General features: G+C 73.2%; 26 protein-coding genes and 1 riboswitch. Of the genes, 18 read left to right on the top strand and 8 right to left on the bottom strand.

The genetic code is table 11. From position 1 onward, the window contains the following. Positions 1-48: 48 nt before the first annotated feature. The 15 genes from ACQPY0_RS36355 (at position 49) to ACQPY0_RS36285 (ending at position 17,553) form a co-directional block, all read left to right on the top strand. Positions 49-231, top strand: coding sequence for a hypothetical protein (locus tag ACQPY0_RS36355; RefSeq protein WP_432971176.1), 183 nt, complete (start codon positions 49-51; stop codon positions 229-231). A gap of 29 nt (positions 232-260) precedes the next feature. Beyond that, the gene (locus ACQPY0_RS36350; protein WP_432971173.1) at positions 261-773 is read left to right on the top strand and encodes a TlpA family protein disulfide reductase; all 513 of its coding nucleotides are present in this window, start codon (positions 261-263) and stop codon (positions 771-773) included. A 14-nt stretch (positions 774-787) separates the two neighbouring features. Next, positions 788-2,584: an ABC transporter ATP-binding protein gene (locus tag ACQPY0_RS36345; RefSeq protein ID WP_432971170.1), complete on the top strand. Its 1,797-nt coding sequence runs from the start codon at positions 788-790 to the stop codon at positions 2,582-2,584. Beyond that, a complete protein-coding gene (locus ACQPY0_RS36340) occupies positions 2,581-5,292 on the top strand; it encodes an FtsX-like permease family protein (protein ID WP_432971167.1) in 2,712 nt (903 codons plus the stop codon). Before ACQPY0_RS36345 ends, ACQPY0_RS36340 begins: the two co-directional genes overlap by 4 nt. 401 nt (positions 5,293-5,693) lie before the next feature. Next, positions 5,694-6,839 (top strand): hypothetical protein, encoded by a 1,146-nt coding sequence (locus ACQPY0_RS36335; protein ID WP_432971164.1) that lies wholly within the window; start codon positions 5,694-5,696, stop codon positions 6,837-6,839. Positions 6,840-7,021: 182 nt separating this feature from the next. Then, positions 7,022-7,609, top strand: a complete 588-nt coding sequence (locus ACQPY0_RS36330) for a hypothetical protein (RefSeq protein WP_432971161.1) — start codon at positions 7,022-7,024, stop codon at positions 7,607-7,609. Positions 7,610-7,700: 91 nt separating this feature from the next. Further along, a complete protein-coding gene (locus ACQPY0_RS36325) occupies positions 7,701-10,238 on the top strand; it encodes a hypothetical protein (RefSeq protein ID WP_432971158.1) in 2,538 nt (845 codons plus the stop codon). Next, positions 10,238-11,263: a phosphate ABC transporter permease subunit PstC gene (gene pstC / locus ACQPY0_RS36320; protein ID WP_432971155.1), complete on the top strand. Its 1,026-nt coding sequence runs from the start codon at positions 10,238-10,240 to the stop codon at positions 11,261-11,263. Before ACQPY0_RS36325 ends, pstC begins: the two co-directional genes overlap by 1 nt. 2 nt (positions 11,264-11,265) lie before the next feature. After that, positions 11,266-12,417, top strand: a complete 1,152-nt coding sequence (gene pstA / locus ACQPY0_RS36315) for a phosphate ABC transporter permease PstA (protein ID WP_432971152.1) — start codon at positions 11,266-11,268, stop codon at positions 12,415-12,417. After that, the gene (locus ACQPY0_RS36310; RefSeq protein ID WP_432971149.1) at positions 12,414-14,069 is read left to right on the top strand and encodes a phosphate ABC transporter substrate-binding protein PstS; all 1,656 of its coding nucleotides are present in this window, start codon (positions 12,414-12,416) and stop codon (positions 14,067-14,069) included. The genes pstA and ACQPY0_RS36310 overlap by 4 nt, the downstream gene beginning before the upstream one ends. Then, positions 14,066-14,941: a sortase gene (locus tag ACQPY0_RS36305; RefSeq protein ID WP_432971146.1), complete on the top strand. Its 876-nt coding sequence runs from the start codon at positions 14,066-14,068 to the stop codon at positions 14,939-14,941. Before ACQPY0_RS36310 ends, ACQPY0_RS36305 begins: the two co-directional genes overlap by 4 nt. A 30-nt stretch (positions 14,942-14,971) precedes the next feature. After that, positions 14,972-15,805 (top strand): phosphate ABC transporter ATP-binding protein, encoded by an 834-nt coding sequence (locus ACQPY0_RS36300; protein ID WP_432971143.1) that lies wholly within the window; start codon positions 14,972-14,974, stop codon positions 15,803-15,805. A gap of 4 nt (positions 15,806-15,809) precedes the next feature. Next, positions 15,810-16,139 carry a hypothetical protein gene (locus tag ACQPY0_RS36295; protein WP_432971140.1) on the top strand — a complete coding sequence of 110 codons (330 nt, stop codon included), beginning with the start codon at positions 15,810-15,812 and terminating at the stop codon, positions 16,137-16,139. A gap of 228 nt (positions 16,140-16,367) precedes the next feature. After that, positions 16,368-16,664 carry a DUF1540 domain-containing protein gene (locus ACQPY0_RS36290; RefSeq protein WP_432971137.1) on the top strand — a complete coding sequence of 99 codons (297 nt, stop codon included), beginning with the start codon at positions 16,368-16,370 and terminating at the stop codon, positions 16,662-16,664. Between the two features lie 115 nt (positions 16,665-16,779). Next, positions 16,780-17,553, top strand: a complete 774-nt coding sequence (locus ACQPY0_RS36285; protein WP_432971134.1) for a DUF2470 domain-containing protein — start codon at positions 16,780-16,782, stop codon at positions 17,551-17,553. 82 nt (positions 17,554-17,635) lie between these two features. Here ACQPY0_RS36285 and ACQPY0_RS36280 read toward each other — a convergent pair whose 3' ends face one another. Further along, positions 17,636-18,319 (bottom strand): response regulator, encoded by a 684-nt coding sequence (locus ACQPY0_RS36280; protein WP_432971131.1) that lies wholly within the window; start codon positions 18,317-18,319, stop codon positions 17,636-17,638. 330 nt (positions 18,320-18,649) lie between these two features. Between ACQPY0_RS36280 and ACQPY0_RS36275 the strand changes: the two genes are divergently transcribed. After that, positions 18,650-19,135 (top strand): hypothetical protein, encoded by a 486-nt coding sequence (locus ACQPY0_RS36275; protein ID WP_432971128.1) that lies wholly within the window; start codon positions 18,650-18,652, stop codon positions 19,133-19,135. A 71-nt stretch (positions 19,136-19,206) separates the two neighbouring features. Here ACQPY0_RS36275 and ACQPY0_RS36270 read toward each other — a convergent pair whose 3' ends face one another. The 7 genes from ACQPY0_RS36270 to ACQPY0_RS36240 all read right to left on the bottom strand — a co-directional run bounded on the left by ACQPY0_RS36270 (position 19,207) and on the right by ACQPY0_RS36240 (position 24,284). After that, the gene (locus tag ACQPY0_RS36270; protein WP_432971125.1) at positions 19,207-20,280 is read right to left on the bottom strand and encodes a hypothetical protein; all 1,074 of its coding nucleotides are present in this window, start codon (positions 20,278-20,280) and stop codon (positions 19,207-19,209) included. A gap of 59 nt (positions 20,281-20,339) precedes the next feature. Beyond that, positions 20,340-21,104 carry a discoidin domain-containing protein gene (locus ACQPY0_RS36265; protein WP_432971122.1) on the bottom strand — a complete coding sequence of 255 codons (765 nt, stop codon included), beginning with the start codon at positions 21,102-21,104 and terminating at the stop codon, positions 20,340-20,342. 151 nt (positions 21,105-21,255) lie between these two features. Then, positions 21,256-21,444: a hypothetical protein gene (locus ACQPY0_RS36260; RefSeq protein ID WP_432971119.1), complete on the bottom strand. Its 189-nt coding sequence runs from the start codon at positions 21,442-21,444 to the stop codon at positions 21,256-21,258. Next, positions 21,441-22,442 carry a DUF1996 domain-containing protein gene (locus ACQPY0_RS36255; protein ID WP_432971116.1) on the bottom strand — a complete coding sequence of 334 codons (1,002 nt, stop codon included), beginning with the start codon at positions 22,440-22,442 and terminating at the stop codon, positions 21,441-21,443. The genes ACQPY0_RS36260 and ACQPY0_RS36255 overlap by 4 nt, the downstream gene beginning before the upstream one ends. Before the next feature lie 90 nt (positions 22,443-22,532). Further along, on the bottom strand, positions 22,533-23,720 hold the full coding sequence (locus ACQPY0_RS36250; RefSeq protein ID WP_432971113.1) for a sensor histidine kinase: 1,188 nt from the start codon (positions 23,718-23,720) through the stop codon (positions 22,533-22,535). Between the two features lie 207 nt (positions 23,721-23,927). Beyond that, on the bottom strand, positions 23,928-24,071 hold the full coding sequence (locus ACQPY0_RS36245) for a hypothetical protein (protein ID WP_432971110.1): 144 nt from the start codon (positions 24,069-24,071) through the stop codon (positions 23,928-23,930). A 45-nt stretch (positions 24,072-24,116) separates the two neighbouring features. Continuing rightward, positions 24,117-24,284 carry a hypothetical protein gene (locus ACQPY0_RS36240; RefSeq protein WP_432971107.1) on the bottom strand — a complete coding sequence of 56 codons (168 nt, stop codon included), beginning with the start codon at positions 24,282-24,284 and terminating at the stop codon, positions 24,117-24,119. Between ACQPY0_RS36240 and ACQPY0_RS36235 the strand changes: the two genes are divergently transcribed. After that, positions 24,283-24,414 carry a hypothetical protein gene (locus ACQPY0_RS36235; RefSeq protein ID WP_432971104.1) on the top strand — a complete coding sequence of 44 codons (132 nt, stop codon included), beginning with the start codon at positions 24,283-24,285 and terminating at the stop codon, positions 24,412-24,414. The genes ACQPY0_RS36240 and ACQPY0_RS36235 overlap by 2 nt on opposite strands. 90 nt (positions 24,415-24,504) lie before the next feature. Next, positions 24,505-24,936, top strand: coding sequence for a hypothetical protein (locus tag ACQPY0_RS36230; protein ID WP_432971101.1), 432 nt, complete (start codon positions 24,505-24,507; stop codon positions 24,934-24,936). Between the two features lie 219 nt (positions 24,937-25,155). Then, positions 25,156-25,380, top strand: a riboswitch (cobalamin riboswitch). The last annotated feature ends 61 nt before the right edge of the window (positions 25,381-25,441 follow it).

Raw genomic sequence — 25,441 nt, 5'->3', positions numbered from 1 at the left:
CGGCCGGGGCGCGTGAGGCCGCCGGCCGAATCCCGGAGGAGTGGCACGATGTCCGCTGTTCTGACCAAGATTTCGAGGGCGTTGGGTTCTGCGCGGGCCGACGGCTGCGCGCCGGACTGCAGCTACGAGTACCTGTGCGACGGCAACGGGATCTACTACTCACGCCAGTGCTGCTATCAGCCCGACTGCTCGTACCTGTGCGGCAGCTGGTTCAAGATCGGGCGCTGCTGACGCCTCGTCGCCCCAGGACTGGTGGACACATGGGTACCACTCAGGCGCTGGCCGGATACGCCGCGGTCACCGCGACCGTCGCGCTCGGCCTGGTGCTGCTGTTGATCCGGCGGCTGCGGCACGGTGCGCCGGCCCGCCACCCGCTGCCCGACAGCGGGCCCGAGATCGGCCGGCCCGCGCCGGCGCTCGACCTTCCGCCCGGCGTCGAGGCCGCCGCCGGGCCCCGCCTGCTGGCCTTCTACTCCGTCGACTGCGCGGGCTGCCGGCACAGCCTCCCGCGCTTCCTGCCCTACGCCCGCGAGTTCGCCGGCACCGGCGGGCAGGTCGTCGCCGTCATCGTCGGCGACGAACGGGGCGGGGCGGAACTCGCCTCGTTCCTGCACGGGATCGCCACCGTCGTGCACGAGCCGGAGCCGGGCGTGCGGGCGCAGCGCTACGGCATCCGGCTCTTTCCGCAGTACGTCCTCGTCGACGCGGACGGCCAAGTCATCGCCACGACGCACTCGGCCACCGAACTGCCGCACCTGGCGGGCCGGGCGTAGAACGGAGCGTGGTCGTGGGCGCGGCGGCGACGGCATGGCGGGCCGGGCGGTTCGTCATCGGCGCCGCGCCCGGGCCGCACGCGGCCCAGGCCGCCCTCGCGGTCATCGCCGGCGGGCTGCCCCCGGCGACCGCGGCGCTGCTGTCGGCCGTGCTGGACCGGCTCGCGGCCGGCCGGCCCGGTGTTGTCGGGCCGGCCGCCGCGCTGGGCCTGCTCGCGGCCGGCGTGCCGCTGGCCGGCGTGCTCTCCGGCTACGCACAGGCCGAGTGCGGGCGGCGGGTCTCGGTGCGGGCCAAGGCCGAGCTGATGCGCGCGGTCAACGCCGTGCCGGGCCTCGGGCCGCTGGAGGACCCGAAGTTCCTCGACCGGCTGCGCCTGGCCCAGCAGGTCGCCTCCGGCGGCTCGCAGGTGCTGGTGGGTGCGGTGCTGGCCGGCGTCCGCGCCGTCACGACGCTCGCCGGCTTCGCGGTGGCGCTGCTGGCCATCCAGCCCTGGCTCGCGCTGCTCGCCGCGGTGGGGGCGGCCCCGGCCGCCGTCGCCGCGCTGATCGACGGCCGGGAGCGGGCCGGGCTGGCCTGGCGGGCGAGCCCGGCGCTGCGCCGCGAGCTGTTCTACGCGGGGCTGCTCACCGATGCCCGGGCGGCCAAGGAGATCCGGGTGTTCGGCACCGGCTCCTGGCTGCTGGGCCGGCTGATCGACGAGGCCCGCCGGATCGGCCGCGGGCAGCGGCGCGCTGATCGCCGCGGGGCCGGGCGGCAGGCGCTGCTCATCGGGCTCGGCGCCGTCGTGGCCGCGGCCGGCGTCGCCTGGTCGGCCCGCGCGGCCGAGCACGGGCAGCTCAGCGTCGGCCAGCTCGCCGTCATGGTGGCCGCGCTCGGGGGTGTGCTGGGCGGGCTCTCGTCGCTGCTGCGCGCGGTCGCCGACGGGCACGGGGCGCTGCTGGCCTTCGAACACCTGCACGCCGTGCTCGACGCGGCCGGGCCGCCGGCGGCGGGCGCGCCGGCGCCGCCGCTGCGCCAGGGGATCGAGCTGCGCGGCGTGAGCTTCGCCTACCCGGGCGGTGCTACCGTACTCGACCGGATCGACCTCACCATCCCGGCCGGCGCGCTCGTGGCCGTGGTCGGGGTGAACGGAGCCGGGAAGTCGACGCTGGTGAAGCTGCTGTGCCGGCTGTACGAGCCGACGGGCGGGACGATCGCGTGGGACGGCGCGCCGCTGGGCGGGCTGGACCCCGGCGCGCTGCGGGCCCGGATCGCGGTGCTGTTCCAGGACTTCATGCAGTACGACCTGACCGCGGCGGAGAACATCGGGCTGGGGCGGCTGGAGCGCCTCGACGACCGGGCCGCGTTACAGCGCGCGGCCGGGGACGCCGGGGTACACGAGACCGTGCGGCGGCTGCCGTCGGGCTACGACACGCTGCTCAGTCGCGCCTTCGCCCGGTCCGGCGACGGGCCCGAGGAGGCCGGCAGCCAGCTGTCCGGGGGGCAGTGGCAGCGCCTGGCGCTGGCCCGGGTGCTGCTGCGCGACGACGCCGACCTCGCGCTGCTCGACGAGCCCGGCTCCTGGCTGGACGCCGACGGTGAGGCGAGCCTGCCCGAGCGGATCCGGGCCCGCCCGGGCCGCACCACCGTCGTCGTCTCGCACCGGCTCAGCCTCGTGCGCGACGCCGACCTCATCGTCGTGCTCGACGGCGGCCGGATCGCCGAGCGGGGCACCCACGCCGAGCTGATGGCGGCCGGCGGGCGATACGCGCGGTTGTTCGAGGCCCAGTCCCGGGCGTACCGGCCGGACCGGGCGGCGACCGCGTCGTGATCCGGCTCGTCTGGCGGCAGATCCGGCGGCGGTGGCGGCGCAGCGCCGCCCAGGTGCTCGCCGTGGCAGCGGCGGCGACGACGTTCACCGTGCTGACCGGGCACCTCGACGCCGAGCGGCTCGAGGTGCGCGACACGGTCGAGGCCGGCAGCCGCGGGCCGTACGACATCCTGATCAGGTCGGCCGGGGACGGCTCCGCCGATGACGGGCTGGTGCGGCCCGACCCGCTCGGCGACGGGACGGGCGGGATCAGCCAGGCGCAGTACCGGGCCGTGCGGTCCGTCGCCGGGGTGGAGGTGGCCGCGCCGATCGCCGTCGTCGGGTACGTGCTGCTGCCGGTCTCCGTGCCGGTGCCCGTGCCCGCCGGGCCGTCCGGCCGCGAGCTGTACGTGGCCGACGTGGCCCACACGACCGACCGTGGGCTGTCCCGCTTCGACGAGCCGGCCGCGTCGTACACCTATGTCACCGGCGACCGCGTCGAGCTGCGCGCGCCCGACAACAGCCCGGGTCCGTTCGGCGCCGTCGAGGTCGGCGCGGACGGGCGCGGGACGCTGGTGTGCCCCGAGCCGGCCGCGAGCGCGGACCCGTTCGCCGCGGCCGCCCGGCGCACCGGCACCTGCTGGTCACGGGTGAGCGGCCCCGTCGGCGGCGGCTGGACCGCGCCCCCGGGCGACCAGGTCGCCGTCCAGGTGCGCTGGAGCGTGCCGATGCTCGTAGCCGCCGTCGACCCGGCCGCGGAGGCGGCGCTGGCCGGCGTGGACCGGGCGATGTCGTCCGGCAGCTTCCTGCCGCAGGACGGGGCGGAGCCGGGCGGGCCGATCCCCATGCTGCTGGCCGACCGCCTCCAGCTCGACGACTCCGACCAGGTCAGCGTGCGCCGGCTGCCCGCGGAGGCGGCCGACCGGCTGGCCGCCGGCCTGGACCCGGCCCAGGTCGGCGAGCTGCTCGACCCCGCCCGGCCCGGCGGCGGGGGAGCGGTGGTGGTGCGCCGGACGGTGACCGCCGACGAGGCCTACCAGCACCTGCTGGCCCAGCGGACGACCGGGCCGCCGACCGTCGTGGACTGCTACTGGACGCCGGGCCCGGCCCCGCGGGCGGTGACCAACCCGCCCGACATCTGGCGCTCCCAGCTGCGCGCGGGCGGCGTGGTGCCGGCGCCGCCGGACGCCGCCGACACCGCGCTGCGGACGCTGACCCCGCACGTGGCCGCCGCCTCCGGCCCGGCCGCGTCCGGAGCCGCGCCGCGCCTGCGGGCCGTCGGCGCCTTCGACCCGACCCGGATCGGCACGGACCCGGTCCTCGGCACGGACCCGGGCCGGCCCGCCGCACTGCTGGGATACGGCACGTCGGCGCCGCGCGGCGCCGACCCGGCCAGTGACGCCCTCCTGGGCGGGCGCCCCCTGCTGCCCAACGCCAACCCGGCCGGCTACCCGCCCGCCCCGATCACCGCGCTGATCGCGCTGCACGACGTCGACGCCTTCACCGATCCCGGCGCGTTCACCGGCACCCACCCGGCCGCGCCGATCAGTGCCATCCGGGTGCGGGTGGCCGGGGCGGCCGGCGGCCAGGTCGGCCGGGAGCGGGTCCGGGTGGTCGCCGACGCCATCGCCCGCGCCACCGGGCTGAGCGTCGAGGTGGTGCGCGGTGCCTCCCTCGCCGCGCGGACCGTCGAGCTCCCGGCCGGCACGCACGGCCGCCCGCCGCTGCGGCTGACCGAGATGTGGCTGCGCAACGGGGTGGCCACGAGCATCGTCACCGCCTCGGACCGCGAGAGTCTGATCCTGTTCGTCCTCGTCCTGGTGGTCTGTGCGCTGTTCGTGGCCAACGCGACGACCGCCGCGACGCACGGGCGCCGGCAGGACGCCGGCCTGCTGTCCGCGCTCGGCTGGAGCCCGGCGCGGGTGGCGGCCTTCCTGGTGGCCGACGCCGCCCTGCTGGCCCTCATCGCCGGTGGGCTCGCGGCCGGGCTGTCGTTCGCGATCGACGCCGGACAGGGCACGGGCCCCACGGCGCTGCGCATCGGCGTGGTCGCGCCGACGGCAGCGCTGGTCTCGGCGCTGGTCGTGCTGCCGACGGCCTGGCGCGCCACGCGCCCCGGGCCCGCAGCCGCGGCGCCGGGTCCGTCCCGGCGCCGGGCCCGGACCCGGCTGCGGGCGGCCGGAGTGACCGGGCTGGCCCTGGCCAACCTGGTGCGGGTGCCGCGCCGCAGCCTGGTCGCCGCCTTGGGGGTGGCGGTCGGCTGCGCCGCGCTGACGGTCGCGCTGTCGGTTCGCTGGGCCTTTCACGGGGCCCTGGTCGGCTCGGTGCTGGGCGAGGCGGTGTCGGTGGAGGCCCGCGCCGTGGACTACGTCGCCGTTGTCGCCACGCTGCTGATGTCCGCGGTCGCGGTCGCGGACGTGGGGTACCTCAACCTCGCCGACCGCCGCCCCGAGATCGCCGTCGCCGTCGCGGTCGGCTGGCGTACCGGCACGCTGGTGCGGCTGTTCGCGATCGAGGCGGCGGTGCTCGGGCTCGCCGGCGCCCTCGCCGGCACCGCCGTCGGGCTCGGGCTGGCCGCCACGCTCTCCGGCGCGGTGCCGCCGGCCCTGGTGGCGGTCGGGGCGGTCGCGGTCGCGGGCGGCACCGCGCTGACGGCGCTGGCCACCCTGGTCCCGCTGTGGCTGGCGGGCCGCCCGGACGTCACCGGGATCCTCGCGTCCGAGTCCTGACCCATCGTACCTAGCGGCTAGGTGCATAGTCGCTATGTGTATGTTCGCCGCGTGTGAGGCTTGCGGCAGGACTGTTCACCGTTCGTTGGCGTTGTCGTAGCAGTCTCGGCGAATACCTCGTGGCAATCTGTTCCGCAGCATAGTGACTAGGTAAGCGACTCGACCTGGCCGACGGTGAATAGTGCCGCTGGCCTGTAGTTTTGTCGACCCTGTATCCATAGTGGACTCTCACCACCTTGCGGGACGGCTTGTTTACGAAAAGTGTCTTCGAGTGCCACCTGAGTTTCCTTACAGCAGTCCGACTCGTCGATAAGGTCTTCGATGGCCGGCCCGACAGGCCGGTGTGGGGCGCCGAATCCGGACGCCCCGCAAGCGCACCGATCGATCTACAGGAGGAAATCGTGCGCTCAGCCATCAAGGCGGTAGCGGCCGGCGGTGCGGCCGTCGCGCTGCTGTTCGCCATGGCGGGTCCCGCCGCCGCCGAGCCCCCGCCCAACCCGGGACCCCTCGACTACACGTCGGTCGGCTCCGACACGCTCCAGGGCATCGAGGACGCCATCCAGGCCGACTGGAACGCGACCTCGCCCGCGCACAAGTACGTGAGCTGGGACGCGACCGGCCCGACGCCCATCGTGCCCAAGGGCACCGGCACCAGCGCCTGCGCCTCGATCACCCGGCCGAACGGCTCCGGCGGCGGCATCAACGCCCTGGCCGCCAACGCGGTGACGGGCTCGGGCGACAGCGGTAACCACTACTGCATCAACATCGCCCGCTCCTCGCGCGGCCCCGTCTCGACCGACCCGACCGGCCTGACCTGGCTGAACCTGGCCAAGGACGACGTGTCGTGGGCGGCCGACGCCACCGGCAACGCGCCGAGCAACCTCACCCGCGCGCAGCTTATCGGCATCTACACCTGCGCCGTCGGCTTCCGGCACTGGAACGACTCCGGCATCGGTGGCAGCAGCGCCGACGAGATCTACCCGGTCCTGCCGCAGCCGCAGTCGGGCACCCGCTCGTTCTGGCTGTCCGCGCTGGGCATCACCACCCCGGGCTCGTGCGTCGACGTGACCACCAACCCGGAGGAGAACGAGGGCGTCAACGCCATCTTCACCGGCGCCCACAAGAACAACGTCGTGTTCCCGTACTCGGGCGCGGTGTTCGCCGCCCAGCACTACAACGGCCACGGCACCGGGCAGGAGGGCACGCTGACCATCCGCGACATCGATGGCCAGAGCCCGGTCACCGCCTCCGGCTCGCCGCGCACGATCAACCCGAACTTCACCACGCCCGTGCCGGCGGCGGACAAGAACAAGTTCCTGCGGATCGTGTACAAGGTCATCCGCACCACCGCCCTCAACACCACCAACACCAAGGACGGCTCGGTGTACGCCGACCTCGCCGCCCCGTACAACCTGACCACGCACACCGGCGGCTACGAGTGCCAGTACTCGACCGCCTCGCCGTTCCCGACGCCGCAGCAGGAACTGCTCAGCTACGGCTTCGCGAGCCTCGGCGCGCAGTGCGGCGCGGTCGCCGCGCAGACCTGATCCACGCCCGACCGTTCTGACCTAGCGTCTCCGATCCTTTGGCAACACCGCGGACAGGCGGTTCCGGCGCGCTCCCCCGTGCCGGAACCGCCCAGCTCGGCCCCGCAATCGAGGTTCGCCCGCCCCGCGGGCGGACCTCTTCGACAGGTAGGTACTCCATTCCCCACACAAGGTGGTCTCCTGTGCGTATCGCCAAGTTCCTGGCCCTGCCCGCGCTCGCCCTGGCGCTCACGACCGGCTCGCTGGTCGCCTCCGCCGGCCCGGCGGCGGCCGACGTGGTCAGCGGCAACACGACCCTGAGCGTGCAGCTGTCGTTCGTCGTCCAGGCCGCCGGCGCGGGGATCGTGCCGGTCCCCGTCAAGCCCGCGACGACCAACTACAACTCCAGCAAGGGCACCCTGGACGTCGGCTTCCCGGTGACCGGCGGCGACGCCGACCTCACCCTGTTCACCGGCTATGTCCAGCACAGCGGCACGCTGTGCATCGTCAACGTCACCAACGGCAAGTCGGTCACGCTCACCAACCTCGAGTTCGACGTGTCGGCGACGGTGCTCACCATGCAGCCGAAGGGCAGCACCACCAAGGTCATGCTGTTCGACCTCGTCCCGCCGACCACCACCAGCGAGACCCACACCGCCGCGAGCTTCACGGCGGCCGGCCTGGCCATCGACCCGGCCGGCGCGAGCTACCTCGACAGCGCGCTCGGCACCACCTTCTTCACCGCGGGCCAGCCGGTGGGCAGCTTCGCCTCCAACTGGACCGAGAACTAACCAATCCCCGGCACCGCCAGGAACGACAGACTGCCGGGAACCCCTCGGTTCCCGGCAGCAGCCCGCACACGACCTCTGGGAGCGGCAAGACATGGTTAGGACGCTGCGCTCGCACCGGCGGCTGTTCGCCGCGGCGATCGTCGCGGTGACGATGGCGTTCATCGCCGTCGCGCCCGGCCTGCCGTGGAAGGCCGCGCAGGCGGCCGTCACGGGGATGGGGCAGACCACCTGTGCCCCGAGCGGTGCCAACGGCACCACCTGCACCGGGACGTTCGGCGGCGACACCGCCTGGGACCCGGTCAACCTGGTGCCGATCTCCGCGCGGCCCGCGGTGACGGTCAGCCAGACGTCGAATCTCACCTACCAGACCGTCCGCGTCTCGTGGTCCAACTTCACGCCCGGCGACATCAGCGACTACGGCGTCGGCATCTACGAGTGCCGTGGCGCGGTCAACGACGCCGGCCAGGTCGTGCCGACCGAGGCGCCCAACCTGAGCTGGTTCGACTCCCAGGGGCTGCTGCTGCCCGACGACGTCTACAAGGGCGGCCCCGGCAACACCGGCAAGGGCTCGTGCTACCACGCCCGCAGTGACGTGCAGGCGTGGTCCGGCGCGGCCAACGCCGGCTGGTTCCAGACCCTGGCCGACGGCACCGGCCAGGCCACCATCGCGGTGGAGACCGCGTTCGAGAACAAGTGGCTCGGCTGCGACCGCACCCACCCGTGCTGGCTGGTCGTGGTGCCCAACTGGGGCGGCGACCACATCGGCCTGGAGAACTACGACGCCCAGGGCCTGCCGACACCCAACTGCGCCGACCACAACCTCGACACTGACTTCGTCTCCGACACCGCCGGCAACGCCTCCATCGCCAAGCACTGCTCCTGGAACGACCGGATCATGGTGCCGCTGAACTTCTCCGAGACGCCGTCCGAGTGCCCGTCGGGCACCGACGCGTTCGCCTCGGAGGGCTCGCCGCTGCTGGCCCGGGCGATGGCGCAGTGGCGGACCGCCTGGTGCGAGGGGGCCGACGGGCTGCACTTCAACTACGACGGCAGCCTGAATGAGTACCAGGCCCGCGACGCGTTCCTGCACGGCGCCGGCGCCCTGACCTCGAGCCTGGACCTGGCGATGGTGACCCGCCCGGTGCCGGCCGACGCCGCGAGCGCCAGCCAGCGCAAGTTCACCTACGCGCCGCTGGCCAACTCGTCCATCGCGATCGCCTACTACCTCGACGATCCGAACACGTACCGCCCGATCACGGGGATCAAGCTCAACGCCCGGCTGGTGGCGAAGATGCTCACCCAGTCGTACACGATGGGCTTCACCGACCAGTGCGACGCGGCGCTCACCCCCGCGCCGCTGTGCGATCCGGCGGTCGCCGGCAACCCGCGCACGATCCTCGCGGATCCGGAGTTCCTGGCGCTCAACCCCCAGGTCGCCGGCATCGACTTCACCCTCGCCGCCACCGGCGGCCTGCTGCCGACCGTCGTGGCGGGCAACAGCGACCTGACGTACGAGCTGACCCGCTGGATCGCCGCCGACCCGGACGCGGCCGCGTTCCTCTCCGGGGCCGACGACGGCCACGGCATGCACGTCAACACCAACTACCGCGGCATCGCCTACCCGCTGGACCAGTTCCAGGCGCTCGACCCCGGCTTCACCAAGGAGTTCCCCAACCCCGGCGGGGTGCCCTCGGAGCTGTGGGGCATGCAGTCGACCTGGTTCCCGAAGGCCGGCCTGAGCAACGTCGCCGACACGCTGGTCCAGGGCAAGTCCACCGCGGTGAACTACGCCGGCTACCCGCCGCCGACCGGCGGGTCCTACGTGCACGCGGCGCTGCCCGCCACCGCCCCCGGCCAGCGGGCGCTGTTCGCGGTGGTCGCCGGGGCGGACGCGGCCGCCTTCGACTTCCCGACCGCGCAGCTGAAGAACAACGCCGGGCAGTACGTGGCGCCGACGCTGGAGTCGATGGGCGCGGCCGTCAACGCCTACCAGACCAACGACGACGGCATCACGCAGCACGCCAACGTGGCGAGCACCGATCCGAAGGCCTATCCGCTGACGGCGACCTCCTACGCCGTCGTGCCGACCTGCGGGCTGCCGGCCGAGCATGCCGCCGCCGTCACCCGGATGCTCAACGACGCCGCGTCCTCCCGGCAGGTGTACGGCACCGGGGCCGGCCAACTCGGCGTGGGCTACCTGGCGCTGACCTCGTCGCAGAAGACCCAGACGAGCACCGCGGCGGGCAAGGTGGGCACCGGGGACTGCGCGAGCGCGCCGCCGAGCAACGGAAATCCGACCGGCAACTCCGGCACCGGCGGCGGGAACAACGCGAATCACACGACGGGCGCCACGACCGCGGCCGGCTCGGCGACGCCCAACTCCGGCTCGCGGCCGTCGGCCTCCTCGTCCGCGTCGGCGGCGGCGAATCCGTCGACCCGGGCCGCCGGGGACATTCATCCCGACGCGGTGGGGCTCATGCGGTACACCTTGCCGGTTCTGCTCATCGTGGGCGGCCTGCTCGCCGTGGCCGGACCGGTGACCTACGTGCTGGGCCGCACCGGGGCGGGGCTGAGCCTGGCCAACGGCACCCGCGCCGCGTTCGACTGGCTCTTCGGCTGGATGCGCTGATGGCTCACGAACTGACCTCAACCCGCGAGTACGACCCACGGCACCGCGACGAGCAGGCCACCGGCGCCGAGGAGCGGCTGGTCATCGCGCCGGCCTACTCGACCGGCGACGTGATCTTCCGGGCGGTGCTGCGCGGCGGCGGCCTGGCCGTGCTCACCGTCACCGGACTGATCGCGTTCTTCCTGGTCATGCGGGGCGGCGGGGTGCTGGCCAAGGTCGGCTGGCGGTTCCTGACCACCCGCGAGTGGATTCCCTCCAGCGGGCGGTTCGGCATCGGCGCGCTGCTGCCCGACGGCACGATCATCGCCGTCATCTCGCTCGTGATCGCGGTGCCGGTGGCGCTGGCCGCGGCGCTGTTCATGAGCGAGGTGGCGCCGGCGTGGCTGCGCCGGCCGCTGATCTCGCTGGTGGACCTGATGGCCGCGATCCCCAGCATCATCTACGGCCTGTGGGGCGTGTTCTTCCTGCAGCCCCGGGCCATCGGCACGATCCGCTGGATGTCGGAGCACCTCGGGTTCGTCCCGATCTTCGAGGTGCGCGGCGAGCACACGCCGTCGTCGTTCACCACGTCGACGTTCCTGGCCGGCGTCGTCGTGTCGCTGATGCTCATCCCGATCATCGCGTCGATCTCGCGGCAGGTCTTCTCCCAGGCCCCGCAGTCCGAGCGGGAGGCCGCCTACGCGCTGGGCTCGACCCGCTGGGGCATGATCCGCGCCGTCGTACTGCCCTACGGCCGCGGCGGCGTGATCGGCGCGGTCATGCTGGCCTTCGGCCGGGCCATGGGCGAGACCATCGCCATCGCGCTGATCATCTCGCCGACCTTCGAGATCGCCTACCGGATCTTCGAGAACAGCGGCATGTCCATCGCCGCGCTGATCGCCCTGCGCTACCAGGAGTCCACCCCGCAGATGCTGTCCTCACTCATGGCCGCCGGCCTCGCCCTGTTCGCCATCACGATCGCCGTGAACACCCTCGGTTCGATCATCATCAGCCGGTCCCGCTCCGGCCTGCAGACCGCGGACTGACGATGTCGAATCCGACTGTGTCCGAGCCGGCCGTCCGCGACGAGCCGCTGCAACTCCATCGGCTCACCGCCGACGCGGTGCTGTCGCTGGTCTGCTCCGCGGCCGGGGCGCTGGCCCTGGTCTGGCTGCTCTACGAGCGGCTGCTGCCCTTCACCGGGCTCGTCGGCTTCTGGCTGTGCTGGTACGTCGTGTTCCTGCTGCTCTACGGCCTGGTCTCGGCCGCGCGGTGGGGCCGTCGGGTGCTGGTCGACCGGGTCGCCGGCGTCGCCCTGGCCACCGGCGGGCTCCTGGTGCTGGTCGTGGTGGTCGCCCAGATCGGCTACACCGTCTACCGGGGCACCCCGGCGCTGCGCCACGGCAACTTCTTCACCGAGACGATGGGCATCACCGGGCCGCTCGACCCGCTCACCAGCGGCGGCGTGCTGCACGCCCTGATCGGCTCGCTGGAGCAGCTCGGCCTGGCCACGCTCTTCTCGGTCCCGCTCGGCGTGCTCGCCGCGCTGTTCCTCGCCGAGATCGGCGGCTCGCTGGCCCGCCCGGTCCGCGTGATCGTCGAGGCGATGACCGCCCTGCCGGAGATCATCGCCGGCCTGTTCATCTACGCCGTCGTCATCCTCACCCTGGGCCTGGAGCAGTCCGGCTTCGCCGCCTCCCTGGCGCTGACCGTCATGATGATCCCTATCGTGACCCGCGCGTCCGAGGTGATGCTGCGGCTGGTGCCCAACGGCCTGCGGGAGGCGTCCTACGCGCTGGGCGCCAGCCAGTGGCGCACCGTGTGGAACGTCGTGCTGCCCACCGCGCGGTCCGGCCTGGGCACCGCAGTGGTGCTGGCCATGGCCCGGGCGGTCGGCGAGACCGCGCCGGTGCTGCTGGCGTCGGGCTTCACCAAGGAGCTCAACTCGGACCCGTTCACCGGGCCGCAGCTGAGCCTGCCCCTCTACATCTGGAACTACGTGCGGTATCCCCAGCCCGACATGGTCGCGCGCGCGTTCGGCGCCGGCCTCGCGCTGATGATCGCGGTGCTGGCGCTCTTCGTCCTCGCCCGGATCATCGGCGGCGGCACCCCGGGCGAGCTGACCCGCCGCCAGCAGCGGCGGATGGCCCGCGACGCGGCCGCGTACCGGCACGACCGACAGCCCGTGGAGTCGTCATGATCGCTCGAACGCCGCGGCGCTGGCCGTACGCGGTCGCCGCCCTGCTGATGGTCGCGCTCGTCGCGGTGCCGTCCCCGGCCAGCGCCGAGAGCTACGTCGCCATCAAGGGGGCCGGCTCGTCCTGGGCCGCCCCGGCCATCGACGCCTGGTCGACCGACGTGCACCCGCAGGGCATCGTCATCAACTTCACGGCGAGCGGCTCCGCGGCCGGGCGGCAGGCGTACACGCTCAACGAGGTGGACTTCGCCGCGACCGACATCGCCTTCCTCACCCAGGGCGACCCGTTCGGCGGGGGCATCGAGAACAGCAGCTACGCGTACTCGTACATCCCGATCGTGGCCGGCGGCACCGCGCTGATGTACAACCTCAAGGTCGGCAACCAGAAGATCACGAACCTGCGGCTGTCGGGCGACACGATCGTCAAGATCTTCACCGGAAAGATCACCAACTGGTCCGACCCGGCGATCACCCGGGACTACGGCGCGCAGCTGCCCAGCCAGAAGATCACCGTGGTGACCCGCTCCGACGGCTCCGGCGCGACCTACCAGTTCACCCGCTGGATGTCCAAGCAGTACGCCTCGCAGTGGAACGCCTTCTGCGGCGGCTTCGGCGTCGGGGCGCCCTGCCCGCCGACCGAGTTCTACCCCAAGTTCACCGGCTCGGTGCAGCGCCAGGGGTCGGACCAGGTCGCCAACTACGTCGCCTCGCCGTCGTACGGCGTGGGCTCGATCGGCTACGACGAGTACGCCTACGCCCTCAACAACGGCATCCCGGTCGTCAAGGTGCTCAACGCCAAGGGCTACTACGCCCTGCCGACTCCCTCGAACGTGGCGATCGCCCTGCAGAAGGCGGTCATCGACGAGGACCCGACGTCGGTGACGTTCCTGATGCAGAACCTCGACCAGGTGTACAGCTACGACGACCCGCGGACCTATCCGATCTCCAGCTACAGCTACCTGGTCGTGCCCCGCGACTCGCGGCTGGACCCGCGCGGGGTTCAGCAGGGCCCGCCGCCCGCCTTCAACACCGACAAGGGCAAGACGCTCACCACGTGGATCAAGTACGTGCTGTGCGGGGCCCAGCAGAGCGCGGGCCGGCTGGGCTACTCGCCGCTGCCCAAGAACCTGGTGGTCGGCGGGTTCAACCAGATGGGGCACGTGCCGGGCAGCGTGCCGGTGCCCGACACCAGCCAGCTCATCGGGTGCAACAACCCGACGTACTCCGACGGCGTCAACCACCTCATCGCCGGCGCGCCGCAGCCCTCGCCCTGCGACTTCCACACCGCCCCGCTCAACTGTGTGGTCAGCAACGGGCAGGCGGTCGCGGGCGGCAACAACGCCGGCTCTCAGACCAACGGGTCGGTCAACACCGGCGCCAGCAACGGCGCCACCGCCGGCGGGACCAACCCGTCGGCCGCGCCGGGCGCCGGGGTCGACCCGGACACCGGCCAGGTGCTGACGGACGACTCCGGCACCGGCGGCGACTCCGGCACCGCCGCGCATCGGCTGGCCGACAGCCGCCGGACGGGCAACTCGGTGCTCGTCGCGCTGACGGCGCTCGAGCTGGCCGCGGCGATGGTCGCGCCGGCGGTGATCGGGGCGCGGCTGCGGCGGCGCCGGACGCAGTTGGAGCAGATGGGGAGCGACGGATGACCGCGACACTGGCCTCGTCCACGGCTGTGCCGGCGGCCCCGCGCGCGCCCTCGGCGCGCCCCTCGTCCGCGGCGGTGCGGGCCGTCGGCGCCAGCATCAGCCTGATGGCGCTCTTCCTCGTCGGGTTCGTGGCCTACCTCTACGGCCTGTCGGGCGTGGCCGAGCAGAGCGGCCAGCGCAACCTTCGAGGCGAGTTCGGCGCCGCGCTCAAGGACGCGGTCGCCCCGGACGGGCCGACGCAGGCGGGCCGGCCCGTCGCCATCCTGCACCTGCCCCGGATCGGTCTTCCCGACGCGGTCGTCGTCGAGGGCACCACGGCCGGGCAGCTGACCAAGGGGCCCGGTCACCGCGCCGACACGGTGCTGCCGGGCCAGGCCGGCGTCAGCGTCATCTACGCTCGCGCGGCCACCTTCGGCGCACCGTTCGCCCGGCTCATGAACCTGCGCCCGGGCGAGCGGTTCACCGTGACCACCGGCCAGGGCCTGGCCACCTACGTGGTGGCCTCGTTCGGCGACGGCTACCACCCGGCCCCGGCGAGCTCGCCGAACCGGCTCGTGCTCACCACCGCGGACTCCGGCTACATCCCGCGGATGACGGTGAGCGTCAGCGCCGAACTGGTCGGCCAGCCGCAACCGGCGGCCACCGGGCGGCCCGGGATCACCGGCGCCGAGCAGGGCCTCGCGCAGGACACCGACGCGCTGGTGCCGCTGCTGCTGTGGACCCAGGTGTTCCTGCTGGTGGTCGTGGCCGCCGCGTTCGCCGGGAACCGGTGGGCCCGCCTGCCCACCTACCTGTGCTTCACGCCGATCGTGCTCGCCTGCGCCTGGAACGTCTACGAGAACCTGGCCGGGCTCCTGCCCAATGTCTACTGACCCGACCCACGACGCAACGAGGAGGCGCCCATGACCGGTATCGAAGAGCTGCTCGTCGACGACCACGGCCGGATGCCGTACGAACCCGGCCGGCCGCTCATCGACCTGGAGGCGCGCGACGTGTCGGCCTGGTTCGGCGACCACAAGGTGCTCGAGCGGGTGAGTCTGACCATGGCCGCGGGCGAGGTGACCGCGCTCATCGGCCCGTCCGGCTGCGGCAAGTCGACCTTCCTGCGCATCCTCAACCGCCTGCACGAGATGGTCCGCGGGGCGTCGCTGGGCGGGCAGGTGCTGCTGGGCGGCGAGAACATCTACCGGCCCGGCCGCCGGCCGATGGACGTACGCCGGCGGATCGGGATGGTGTTCCAGAAGCCCAACCCGTTCCCGGCGATGTCCATCTACGACAACGTCGCCTCCGGGCTGAAGCTGGCCGGTGTCAAGGTCGCCGACAAGGACGAGGTGGTCGAGGGCAGCCTGCGGCGGGCCGGGCTGTGGGAGGAGGTGCGCTGGCGGCTGCGGGCGCCCGGCGGCGCCCTGTCCGGCGGCCAGCAGCAGCGGCTGTGCATCGCCCGCTCGCTGGCGGTGTCGCCGGACGTGCTGCTGATGGACGAGCCCTGCTCGGCGCTCGACCCGACCTCGACCCGGCACGTCGAGGACACGATCGAGGAACTGCGCGGGCAGATCACCATCGTCATCGTCACCCACAACATGCAGCAGGCGCTGCGGGTCTCGCAGTCCTGCGCCTTCTTCCTCGCCACCCACGACACGCCGGGCCGCATCGTGGAGTCCGGGCCGACCGGCCAGATCTTCAACGATCCGGCCGACTCGCGGACCGCCGACTACGTCCACGGCCGGTTCGGCTGATCGCATGACACGTGTGGAGATTCTGGCGACCGCCGACGGCAGCTACCGGTGGTGCCTGCGGGCCGGCAACCACCGCTTGCTGGCCGCGTCGGCGGCGGACTTCGCCGACCGCCCCTCGTGCCTGCGGCACGTGGCGCTGGCCGCCGCCCTGACCGGCACCAACCCGCCGTTCGCGCAGCGGCACCCGGGCGGCCGCTGGGGCTGGGTGCTGGCCGACGGCGACGGCAGCGTGGTCGCCCGGTCCGTCGCCGAGTACACCCGCCGCGCCGAGTGCATGGACGCGATCGCCCGGTTCGTCGCGGCCCTCGGCGCGGCGGGGCTGCTCAGGCAGTAGCCGTTCCCGCGGGAACACTTACTTTTCCGAAACCACAAAAGAAGCGCAGCCTTACCTTCTTCGCGTCGCCTCGCGGTGAATTCGCAGAACTTTCGGGGCTCTGCACATCACCCGTTTGAACAGGTATTACTGCTCCTCATCCCCTGGCATCGCCCCCGGTTACCGCGCCGACAGGGCATTTCCTGGCTATTGTCGGGAAATGGTCGCTCGTCAAGGAATGGAGGAGTCATGAAGACGCTTTTGCAGATGCCTGCCGTCCGTGAATGCGCCGCCGTTGCGTGCAGCTTCAACAGCGGTGGCTGTCACGCGCCGGCCGTGACCGTCGCGGCGGCCGACGGGGCGGCGTCCTGTGCGACGTTCGTCGAGTCGTCGGTGCGCGGGGGCATCGCGGAGATCACCGGCAGCGTCGGCGCGTGCGCCCGCACCGACTGTGTTCACAACAGCAACCTGGCCTGCACGGCGCCGTCCGTCGAGATCGGCCCGGGCGCCACCGCCAGCGACTGTCTGACCTACCGGGCGGCCTGACCCGCTCGGTGAGCAGGGCCACCGGACTTCTTCACACCGCGGTCCGCTTGAATAAGGCAAGCCTTACCTATTACGGTGGGTATTGCTTCAAGCTGACCGCGGTGGAAGGGGCGGTGTGACACCTGAACGCGACCGCTCGCCGGCGCTGACCGACGAGTGGCCCTCACGTGACGCGGTCGAGGTCCGCTCCGCCCTCGCGACCTGCACCTCGCTACGGCTGGGGGTGGCCGGCGCCGCCGTCGACCTGCTCGACGCGCACGCCGTCTTCTCCGACGGCACGGTTGTCGTCGCCGTCGACGCGATGGCCCCGGTCGGTGGGCTGCTGGTCGCCGCCCGCGGCACGGACGGCGCCGTCCGGCTCGACATCACCAGCCTCATCCCGGTGCCGGTGCGCGCTCGGGTCCGGGCCCGGGTGGTCGTGACCGGCAAGGCCGGCCGGTTCGATCCGGCCCTGCTCGACTCGTGCGACAGCGACGCCGCGACAGCGCTGCTCGACCTGCCGCAGACAGACCTGTGGACGGTTCACCCCGACGGCATCCGTCTCGAACGCCACGGGGCCGCCGTCGAGGTGCCGGTCGCGGCCTACCGCGCGGCGCGTCCCGACCCGGTCGCCGCCGTCGAGGCGGCGCACCTTTCGCGCCTGGCCGGCTGGGTCCGGCACCACCGCCAGGTCGTGCACCGGTTCGCCGTGCCGGTGGAGCCGGCCCTGACCGCCGCCCCGGGTGCCCGGCTGGTGCCGGTTGGCGTCGACGCCGATGGGCTGACCTTGCGCGCGGAGACCGCGGAGCGGCATCACGACATCCGCCTGCCGTTCGGCGTGCGGGTCACCGACGAGGCCGCGCTCGATCGCGAACTGCGGCGGTTGCTGCCGGGCATGCCCGGCCGGTGACGTCCGCGCAGGCGGCGGGCCGTCTTCGTGGGCCGGGACGGTGACGGGGACCTGGTAGATCAACGCCGCGACCGGCGCTCGCCTACGGCCGCGGCGCGGGGGACTCGGTTGCCGGGCCCTCCGCCGTCCATCGTGCGACGGCCTCGGTCCGGTTGGCGACCCGCAGCTTCGCGAAGGCGTGGTTGAGGTGGTTCTTCACGGTCTTCTCGCTCAGGCCGAGCCGCTGCCCGATCGCCCCGTTGGACAGGCCCACCGGCAGCAGGTCGAGGATCTCCCGCTCGCGGGCGGTCAGCCCGATCCGGCGGGCGAAGTCGGCCCGTTGCCGCTCGGTGCGGTCCTTGTCGTCCTGCGTGCGCAGGGCTGCGGTCACGATCGACACGGCGGCGGGGGAGAGCCAGCCTTCTCCCGCGGCGACCGAGCGGACCGCCCGGACCAGGTCGGGGGCGTCGAACTGGCCGTGCACGAGATACCCGCGGGCCCCGCCGCGGATCATCGCGGCGATGACCGGCTCCGTGTCGTCGCTGGTGAGCGTCAGCACGCTGGTGTACCGGGTGAGGTCGGCCACGATCGAGAGCCCGTCGGCGACCGGCATCCGGTAGTCCAGCAGGGTCACGTCGGGCTGCAGGCGCCGGGCGGCCTTGAGCCCGTCGACGCCGTTGCCGGCCTCGGCGACGACCTCGATGTCGTCCTCGGCGGCCAGCACCGCACACAGCGCCTGGCGCACGATCGGGTTGTCGTCGGTCACGAGGACCGTGATCACGCTCATGCCGGGACGGTCCGCGCCGTGCCGGCGGTGTCGACGCGGAGCGTCATGAAGCGCATCAGCTCGTCGATCGGTTCCATGCGTGAAGCCCCCATGCGATCGTGCCGTGGGTTTCCTTGAACGCTTAAGTGAGGACATCGTGCGGGGTCGAACGAGCCCGCGCAACCCGCGCCCCGGCGGTGAGGCGGCCGCGACGACGATTGGCAACGTCCCTGTAACGGGATCGTGGGCCGGTCCGTGAACCGCCGCGGGTCGTTGTCCGTCTTCACGGGCGTGGTTCTCAGGCTGGCCACGGCCATCGTGGTTCTGGTTGTGTTGTTACCCACACCGGCAATGGCGGCACCGAGCCCGGTCGCGCCGAGCCAGGCAGTGGTGAAGTACACGGTCGTCGCGGCCGGGGCGGACGGCGGCCGGGAGCACCTGTTCGGTATCGCCCAGCAGACGCTGGGGGACGGCCGCCGATACCCGGAGATCCTCGAGCTCAACCGCGGCCGCGTCCAGCCGGACGGCCGGCGGATGACCGACGCCGTCGTCGAGCCCGGCTGGATCCTGCTGCTGCCCGTCGACGCCCGCGGCGCCCGGGTCCGCACCGGCGCGGTGCCCAGTTTCGCGCCCGCCGGCATCTCCGCCGGCCCGGAGCCGGCGCGCTCACCGCCGGGGGCGGACACGCCGAGCGCGCTGCCGATGCGGGCCGCCGCGATCGGCGGTGCCGTCGCGCTGCTCGGGCTGGCGCTGCTCGTCCGCCGGCCCCGCCGCCGGGCTGCCGCGACGCCCCGAGCCGAGTCGCCGGAGCCGGCGGTCGGGCCGGGGGAGCTGTAACCGGGGCCGGACGCGTTCACGCGTTCGGCGGGCCCCGGAATCCTCGCCGGTCCGGGGCCACGCCACGCCGCTCAGCAGGACCCGGTCACGTCCATCACGAACGCCTTGGTCGGCTGGTGCCGAATCCGGGCCGTGCAGTCGGTCTGGCGGCCCGGGACCCGCCGCACGACGTAGGTGGTCGTCGACTCGACCCCGGCGGTCATGTCCCAGCTGAACGTGGCCGGCACCAGCCACACCAGGTTGCCGCTCACCTTCCCGAGGTTCAAGGACACCGGCGAGTTCTCCTCGCTGGTCATGATGGTCACCGTCACGGCCTTGGTGGCGTCGCTGGTGGTCAGCCGCATGGTCCGGGGCCGCCAGATCGACGTGCCCTTGACCCAGCCCCATGTCCAGCACGCTCGCACGGTGACGTCACCCACCTTCGCGGAGTCGGTGCAGCCGGTCCGGTCCGGCGCGGCCGTCGTCGCCGGCACCGTGACGCTCGGCCGGGCGGCGGCGGAGCTCCCGGCCGTCGCGGCCGGCCGCGGGGCCGTCGTCGTGGCCGCCGGGGCCGTCGTCGTCGCCCGGCCGCTCGGCGCCGTCGACGCGGCGGTGGCCGACGGCGGGGCGAGGCTCGGCGGGGCGCCGGTCCGCAGCTGCGACTGGCCGGCGTACCACTGGGCGTATCGCCCGACCGTGTCGACGTACGCCTGGGCGCTCGCCGGCACGCCCGCCGCCTCCAGCACCGCGCCCGACCCGGTCTGGTGCGCCGCGAGGGCGTCGCGCCACAGGTCGTCGTCCATCCCGGCGGCACGCAGCTGGCCGACGAGCTGGCACATGTGATGCGACAGAGCCTGCACGTAGGCGCCCGGCTCCGCCCGGTTCGCCCGCGGCCACGGCGCCCACCGGTTCCACACCTCAGCCGAGAGCGACGAGCGGTCGGCCACCAGCTGGGCGGCCAGCCGCGACGGCGACAGCGCCGGGCACGCGTCGGCGGCGGCCAGCACCGCCACCACCTCGGCCCCGCTGAGCCCGCGCCGGCCCGTTCCCGGTTCGGCGACGGCGCCGCCGAACTGCAGTGCCGCGACCCCGCCCAGCAACAACGCCGCGCCGGCCGCCGTCCCGGCGACGACCCGCCGTCCCGTTCCACCGCGGATCATCTTCACGTTCCGCCTCCTGTCCTGTGTCTGCGACACGAGGGAAACGGTCAGCGCGGCTGCGTGGTTCAGCGAACCTCGAACTCGTAGAGCGAGTATCCGTAGCTACTGGCGCGTGCCGTGCCGTACATCTGCACGTAACGCGCGCTCACCGCGGCGAAGCGCACCTCGTCGACGCCGCCGTCGGAGTCGCTGACCGCCTGCGCCACCGTCCACTGTGCACCGTCCGCGCTGACCCGGATCGCGTACTGCGTCGCCCGCGCGGACTCCCAGGACAACGTGACCCGCTCGACGGTGTATACGGACCCCAGGTCGACGGTGAGCCACTGCGGGTCGGCGGCCTGGCTGGCCCAGCGGCTGGCCGGGTCGCCGTCCACGGCGTTGGCCGCCGCCCAGTGGGCGCCCTGCTGCGACGAGCTCGTCACCGCCTTGCCCCGGGCCAGGTTCGCGCCGTTGCTGCCCGGCGGCGCGGGTGCCCCGGTCGGTCCGGGATCCGCGAGCGTCAGTTCCGGCGCCGGCGCCGGCGCTGCGGGCCCGGCCGGCGACGCCGTCGCAGTGGGGCCGGCGCTGCGACTCGACGGTGTGCCCGGTGCCGAGGCCGTGGCCGAGGCCTGGTCCTGGGCGGAGGGCGCGGGCCAGGCGCCGACGACGGGTGTGCCGAGCCCCGTCCGGCTGCCGTTCTCGCCCGCGTCGGCGTCCGGCCCCGCCGACGAGAGCAGCATGCCGGCCGCGATGAGCGCCCCCGCGAGGAGCACGGCGGTCCCGCCGACCGCGGCCACCAGCCCGATCCCGCCCGACCGGCGACGCGCCGGCGGCCCATTCCCATCGTTCACCGCGGCATCGTAGGGACACCACGTTGCCGGGCGCTACGAGGACTGGGAGCGGTTCCATGAACATCGGGTGACCCGCCGTGATGGGTCCCCCGGACGGGGACACCGGCGCCGCGACGTGGGCAGATCCGGGCCGCGGTGGTTCGGCGCCAGGTCACTCGCCGGGCGGGTCCGCAGCATCGGCGGTGTCGGCGGCGCCGAGTGCGGGCCGGATCACCGTCGGCCCGCTCCGGCGCGATCGGCACCGCTGCACCCGTAGCACGAACTCCAGCACGCCGACCGCGACGAGCAGGACACCGGCGGCGCCGAGGGCGATCGGCGCGTACACCTCGGCCGGGGTCACGGCTTGTGCTTGTCGACCCCGAGGCCGTTGCACTGCCGGCCGCCGTTGACGCAGTGTTCGATGACCTGGCGCTGGCGCTCGGGGTCCCAGCCGTTCATGAAGTCGAAGTGGAAGGAGTAGCCCGGGCCGGACGAGTACGCCAGGCCGTCGGTCTTGCCGCCGGGCAGCTTGTACGGGACCTTCATCTCGAACATCGGCAGCGGCACCGGATGGTCGGCCGGGCACACGCCCCGCACCGGGTACACCATGTGCGACTTGTGGTCCGGCGGGTCGAGGTCGACGCCGTTCCAGCAGCTGGGTGCCTGGTACCGCACGATGAGTGACGACCCGTCCGGGCAGGACGCCGGGATGTCGTCGGTGAGGTTGCCGCCGCAGCTCCAGGTGCCCCCGAAGGCCGCGGCGCTCGGGGTTTTCATGTCGCCCACCAGCAGCCGGAAGCCGGCCGGGAACGGCAGCACCGTGCGGTAGTCCTTCACGCCGGCCTTGTAGTAGACCGTGACCATCCCGGTTTCGACCGGTACGCCGTGCTGCAGCAGGGTGGGGAACCAGTACGCGGACGCGTCCTTCGCGTCCTGGCAGGAGCTGCGCCCGCCCAGCAGCGACGCGTTCGTGCTGCCCGCGTTGGTGGACGGGTTGCCGACGAACGTGTGGTTGTGGGACGCGCCGGTCAGGCCGGGGAAGACGATCGGGTCGTCGCTGAGCCGGTGGGTGACCGTGCAGTTCGCCGCGACCTCCTGGTACTGCGCGTGCGGCGGCGGGCCGGCGAAGGTCCGCGTCGGGCGGACCGGGGCCGGATCGGTGGCCGGCGCCGGGCCGGACGTCGTCGCGGCGCTCGGCGCCGAGCCGGAGGCCGTCGCGTTGCCCGTCGCCGGACCGGTCGGCGAGGCGGCGGCGGACGGGACCGGCGATGTCTCGATGCTGACCGGCCCGCACGCCGCGGCGCCGAACGCGGTCACCGCGAGGACCACGGCCATCACACTTCGCGGAAGGCTCTTCACCCCGGTCACGCTACGGAGGCGGCCGGTGCGGGGAATGAGTCGAAGCTCCCAGGCGGGCCCGGCGCGAGGGCCCAGTTTCTGGGCCCTCCCTCAGTACCGCACCCCGACCATCACCGTCGTGCCGCTCCCGGGTGCGGTCGTGAGCTGCAGCTCGCCTCCGGCCCGGCGGGCCCGCTCGTACATCCCGACGATGCCGAAGTGGCCGCCGGCGTGCCAGGTGGCCGGCTCCTGCGGCACGAACCCGGCGCCGTCGTCGTGGATGATCAGCTCGGCCGCGCCGGCGCCGCCGGTGAGCGAGACCCGGACCCGGCGGGCGCCCGCGTGCCGCTCGATGTTGGTCAGGGCCTCGCCGAGGATCCGCACCAGCTCGTAGCGGACGTCCACCGGAGGGTCCACCGAAGCCGTGCTGATCGACAGCTCGATCCCGGTGCGGGCCGCCCACTGCTGGCAGACCATCGCCACGGTCTCCCGCAACGGCCGGTCGACCGCGTCCACGCGCAGCCCCTCCAGCAGCTCACGAGCCTCGCGGGCGGCGGCCTCGGCGCCTTGGGAGACGGTCGCGGCCAGCTGCTCGGCCAGCGCGGGCTGCCGGCGCAACGACGAGGGCAGCGCCAGCGCGGCGAACGAGATGCCCCGTAGCGTCTTGGCCACCGAGTCGTGCAGCTCGCGGGCCAGCCGGGCGCGCTCGGACGCGGCCGCGGACTGCTGGGCCCGGGCGATCGCGTCGACGCTGAGTGTCATGAACCGCACCAGCGCGCTGGTCGCGGTGGCCGCGCCGATCCCGGCCAGCAGGCACATCACCGGGAACGCGGCGATGAACGCGGTGACCTCCGGCGACGAGGCGTTGGCCCGCACGATCATGCCGGCCGCCACGTATCCGAGCGCGGCGTAGCCGAACCACATCGGCAGGGCCCGCATCCCCTGCAGGGCCCCCGACAGAGCGGCCGACCCGGCGAGGTAACAGAAGTACGCCATGCCGCCGTCCATCGCGTACATGATCGCGATGGCCACGGCCAGGTCCAGCGCGAGCACCGCCCACGGCCGGCGGACGAGCCCCGGCCAGCGGGTCAGCGCGCTCACCATCGCGACCGTCGACACCGCGGTGATGAGCAGGACCGCGGCGATCCGCCACATCTCCTCCACCACCAGCAGCCCGGCCCCGGCCGCGACCAGGACCACGGCGGCCCGGCCGAGCAGTAGTGAGCGGCACACCGCGGCCGGCGCGACGGCCGGGTCGATCGTCTGGGCCGGCGCCGCGGCGTCGACTGTGGATGCCATTGATGCTGCGCCCTTGCGGATCGTTGGGGACTCGGACGTGAGGGTATCGACGGAAATGGGTGGTTCGACCGGGGCCGACATCGCGACCGGACGATAACGTTATCCGACGGTGACTTGTGGACCTCCGCGCGGCCGGCCCGGTGACGACGGTTCGGGGACGAACGGCCGGGCGTCACAGGGACGTGACACCCGGGCGTCCACTGTGCGTTACTTGGGGCAGCGGTTGCCAACGCAGAGCGGGAGACCGTCGGCCTGGATGCTGGCCGCGGTGCCCTGGACGGTCAGGCCGACGGCGAACGAGGCCACCAACGGCAGGACGAGTAACGCGAGTCTTCGAAGCTTCGGCTTCACTGGTAGTTCCCTCCTGGGTACGCCACGCGTGCGGCGCACCGGGGCTCAGACGCCGCAGGCGTGGAATGTGAAAGTGATTCGGCCCGGCCCCTGCATCATCTGTTTTTGGCTGCGCAACACAACAATTGCGAAGTAAAAGGTTGGTGTCGCCGACAAAGCGGCGCGTCCCTGCGCCGATGCGTGCTCGTCACCGTCGCCCGTTGAAAGATCCATGCCCACGTCGCCCGGCCGGTGTGCCGGCGGCGACCGGTTCGAGCCAGACCCGGCCGAGCCCGACCTGCTCGACCGAAGCCTGCTCGGCCGGGAACCGTCGGCGGGCGACAAGGACCGCGCCCACGCGTGAACTCCGTTGACGCCACGCACGTCTCACGGCCGTGCGACGACGCCGGCGCCGCGCCGGGGTCGGGGCGGTACATCGGAGGAGGAACACGGAGTGGGTGTCAGAACCATCACCATCAGACGGGCCGTGGCGGGTGTCGCCGCCGCGGCGGCGGTGAGCGCGGTGGCGCTCGTCGCCACGACCGGGCCTTCGCTCGCGGCGCCGATGGGCAAGGGCCGGATCATGCTCTGCTCGCAGGGCACCTACGGCTCGCTGCTGGCGATGCACTGGCCCGACCCGCCGGGGCCGGCGGTCGGCGGCATCGCCTACACCTTCATCGTTCCGCGGGACTCGTGCATGGCGTGGAACATCCTGAAGGGAGTGGAGTCCATCGAGGTGCGGGGCCAGTGGAACACCTCGGTCAACCAGTTCACGCTCGGCTGGCTCCTCGTCACTGCGAACACCAACCCGGGCGTGAAGGTGTACACGGGAGGCTCGACGGCCGACCACGCCAAGACCGCCTACTTCAGGTGGACGCAGGCCTGACCCTTCCCGGATGAGGCTCGCCCGGCGCGGCAACCGTCCGATGAGGACAGTCGCCGCGCCGGGCGAGCGCGTCACCGGCGGCCAGGACCTCCTCCCGGGCCCGGACGATGGCGATCAGCTGCGGGAGCGGTGACGCCCACGCCCGCCGGCGGTCGGGTTGTGGCTATTGCGACACGCGCCACGACATGTGGTGTGTGACAAACCGGGTGGCGGCTAGATATGGTATCTATCGCAGCTGGTTCGATCGTCCGTCCGCGTCGGTGGGTGGCCGGTCGAGGCAAGAGGGAACCCGGTGGAAGTCCGGGACTGCCCCGCAGCGGTGAGTGGGAACGAAAGCCGTCAACGAAGCACTGGGTCGCGAGGCCTGGGAAGCGACGGCCGGTAGGCGACCGGTGTCCGGTCATGCCCGCGAGTCCGAAGACCTGCCAGCGCACCGCGGGCCAACCGGGCCCGCGGTGGTTGGAGGCCGCGCGGGACGGCCGACGCCAACGCCAGATGACGGCGC

This window comes from Dactylosporangium sp. CA-233914, assembly GCF_050942935.1.
Lineage (GTDB): Bacteria > Actinomycetota > Actinomycetes > Mycobacteriales > Micromonosporaceae > Dactylosporangium.
Note: the sequence above shows the minus strand (reverse complement) of the source record. Positions and strands in the feature narration are given on the sequence as shown.

Coding starts and splice junctions, on each gene's coding strand:
- ACQPY0_RS36355 (WP_432971176.1), top strand. CDS start 49: ATGTCCGCTGTTCTGACCAAGATTTCGAGGGCGTTGGGTTCTGCGCGG.
- ACQPY0_RS36350 (WP_432971173.1), top strand. CDS start 261: ATGGGTACCACTCAGGCGCTGGCCGGATACGCCGCGGTCACCGCGACC.
- ACQPY0_RS36325 (WP_432971158.1), top strand. CDS start 7,701: ATGGTTAGGACGCTGCGCTCGCACCGGCGGCTGTTCGCCGCGGCGATC.
- pstC (WP_432971155.1), top strand. CDS start 10,238: ATGGCTCACGAACTGACCTCAACCCGCGAGTACGACCCACGGCACCGC.
- pstA (WP_432971152.1), top strand. CDS start 11,266: ATGTCGAATCCGACTGTGTCCGAGCCGGCCGTCCGCGACGAGCCGCTG.
- ACQPY0_RS36310 (WP_432971149.1), top strand. CDS start 12,414: ATGATCGCTCGAACGCCGCGGCGCTGGCCGTACGCGGTCGCCGCCCTG.
- ACQPY0_RS36305 (WP_432971146.1), top strand. CDS start 14,066: ATGACCGCGACACTGGCCTCGTCCACGGCTGTGCCGGCGGCCCCGCGC.
- ACQPY0_RS36300 (WP_432971143.1), top strand. CDS start 14,972: ATGACCGGTATCGAAGAGCTGCTCGTCGACGACCACGGCCGGATGCCG.
- ACQPY0_RS36295 (WP_432971140.1), top strand. CDS start 15,810: ATGACACGTGTGGAGATTCTGGCGACCGCCGACGGCAGCTACCGGTGG.
- ACQPY0_RS36290 (WP_432971137.1), top strand. CDS start 16,368: ATGAAGACGCTTTTGCAGATGCCTGCCGTCCGTGAATGCGCCGCCGTT.
- ACQPY0_RS36280 (WP_432971131.1), bottom strand. CDS start 18,319: ATGAGCGTGATCACGGTCCTCGTGACCGACGACAACCCGATCGTGCGC.
- ACQPY0_RS36275 (WP_432971128.1), top strand. CDS start 18,650: ATGGCGGCACCGAGCCCGGTCGCGCCGAGCCAGGCAGTGGTGAAGTAC.
- ACQPY0_RS36250 (WP_432971113.1), bottom strand. CDS start 23,720: ATGGCATCCACAGTCGACGCCGCGGCGCCGGCCCAGACGATCGACCCG.
- ACQPY0_RS36235 (WP_432971104.1), top strand. CDS start 24,283: ATGCCCACGTCGCCCGGCCGGTGTGCCGGCGGCGACCGGTTCGAGCCA.
- ACQPY0_RS36240 (WP_432971107.1), bottom strand. CDS start 24,284: ATGGATCTTTCAACGGGCGACGGTGACGAGCACGCATCGGCGCAGGGA.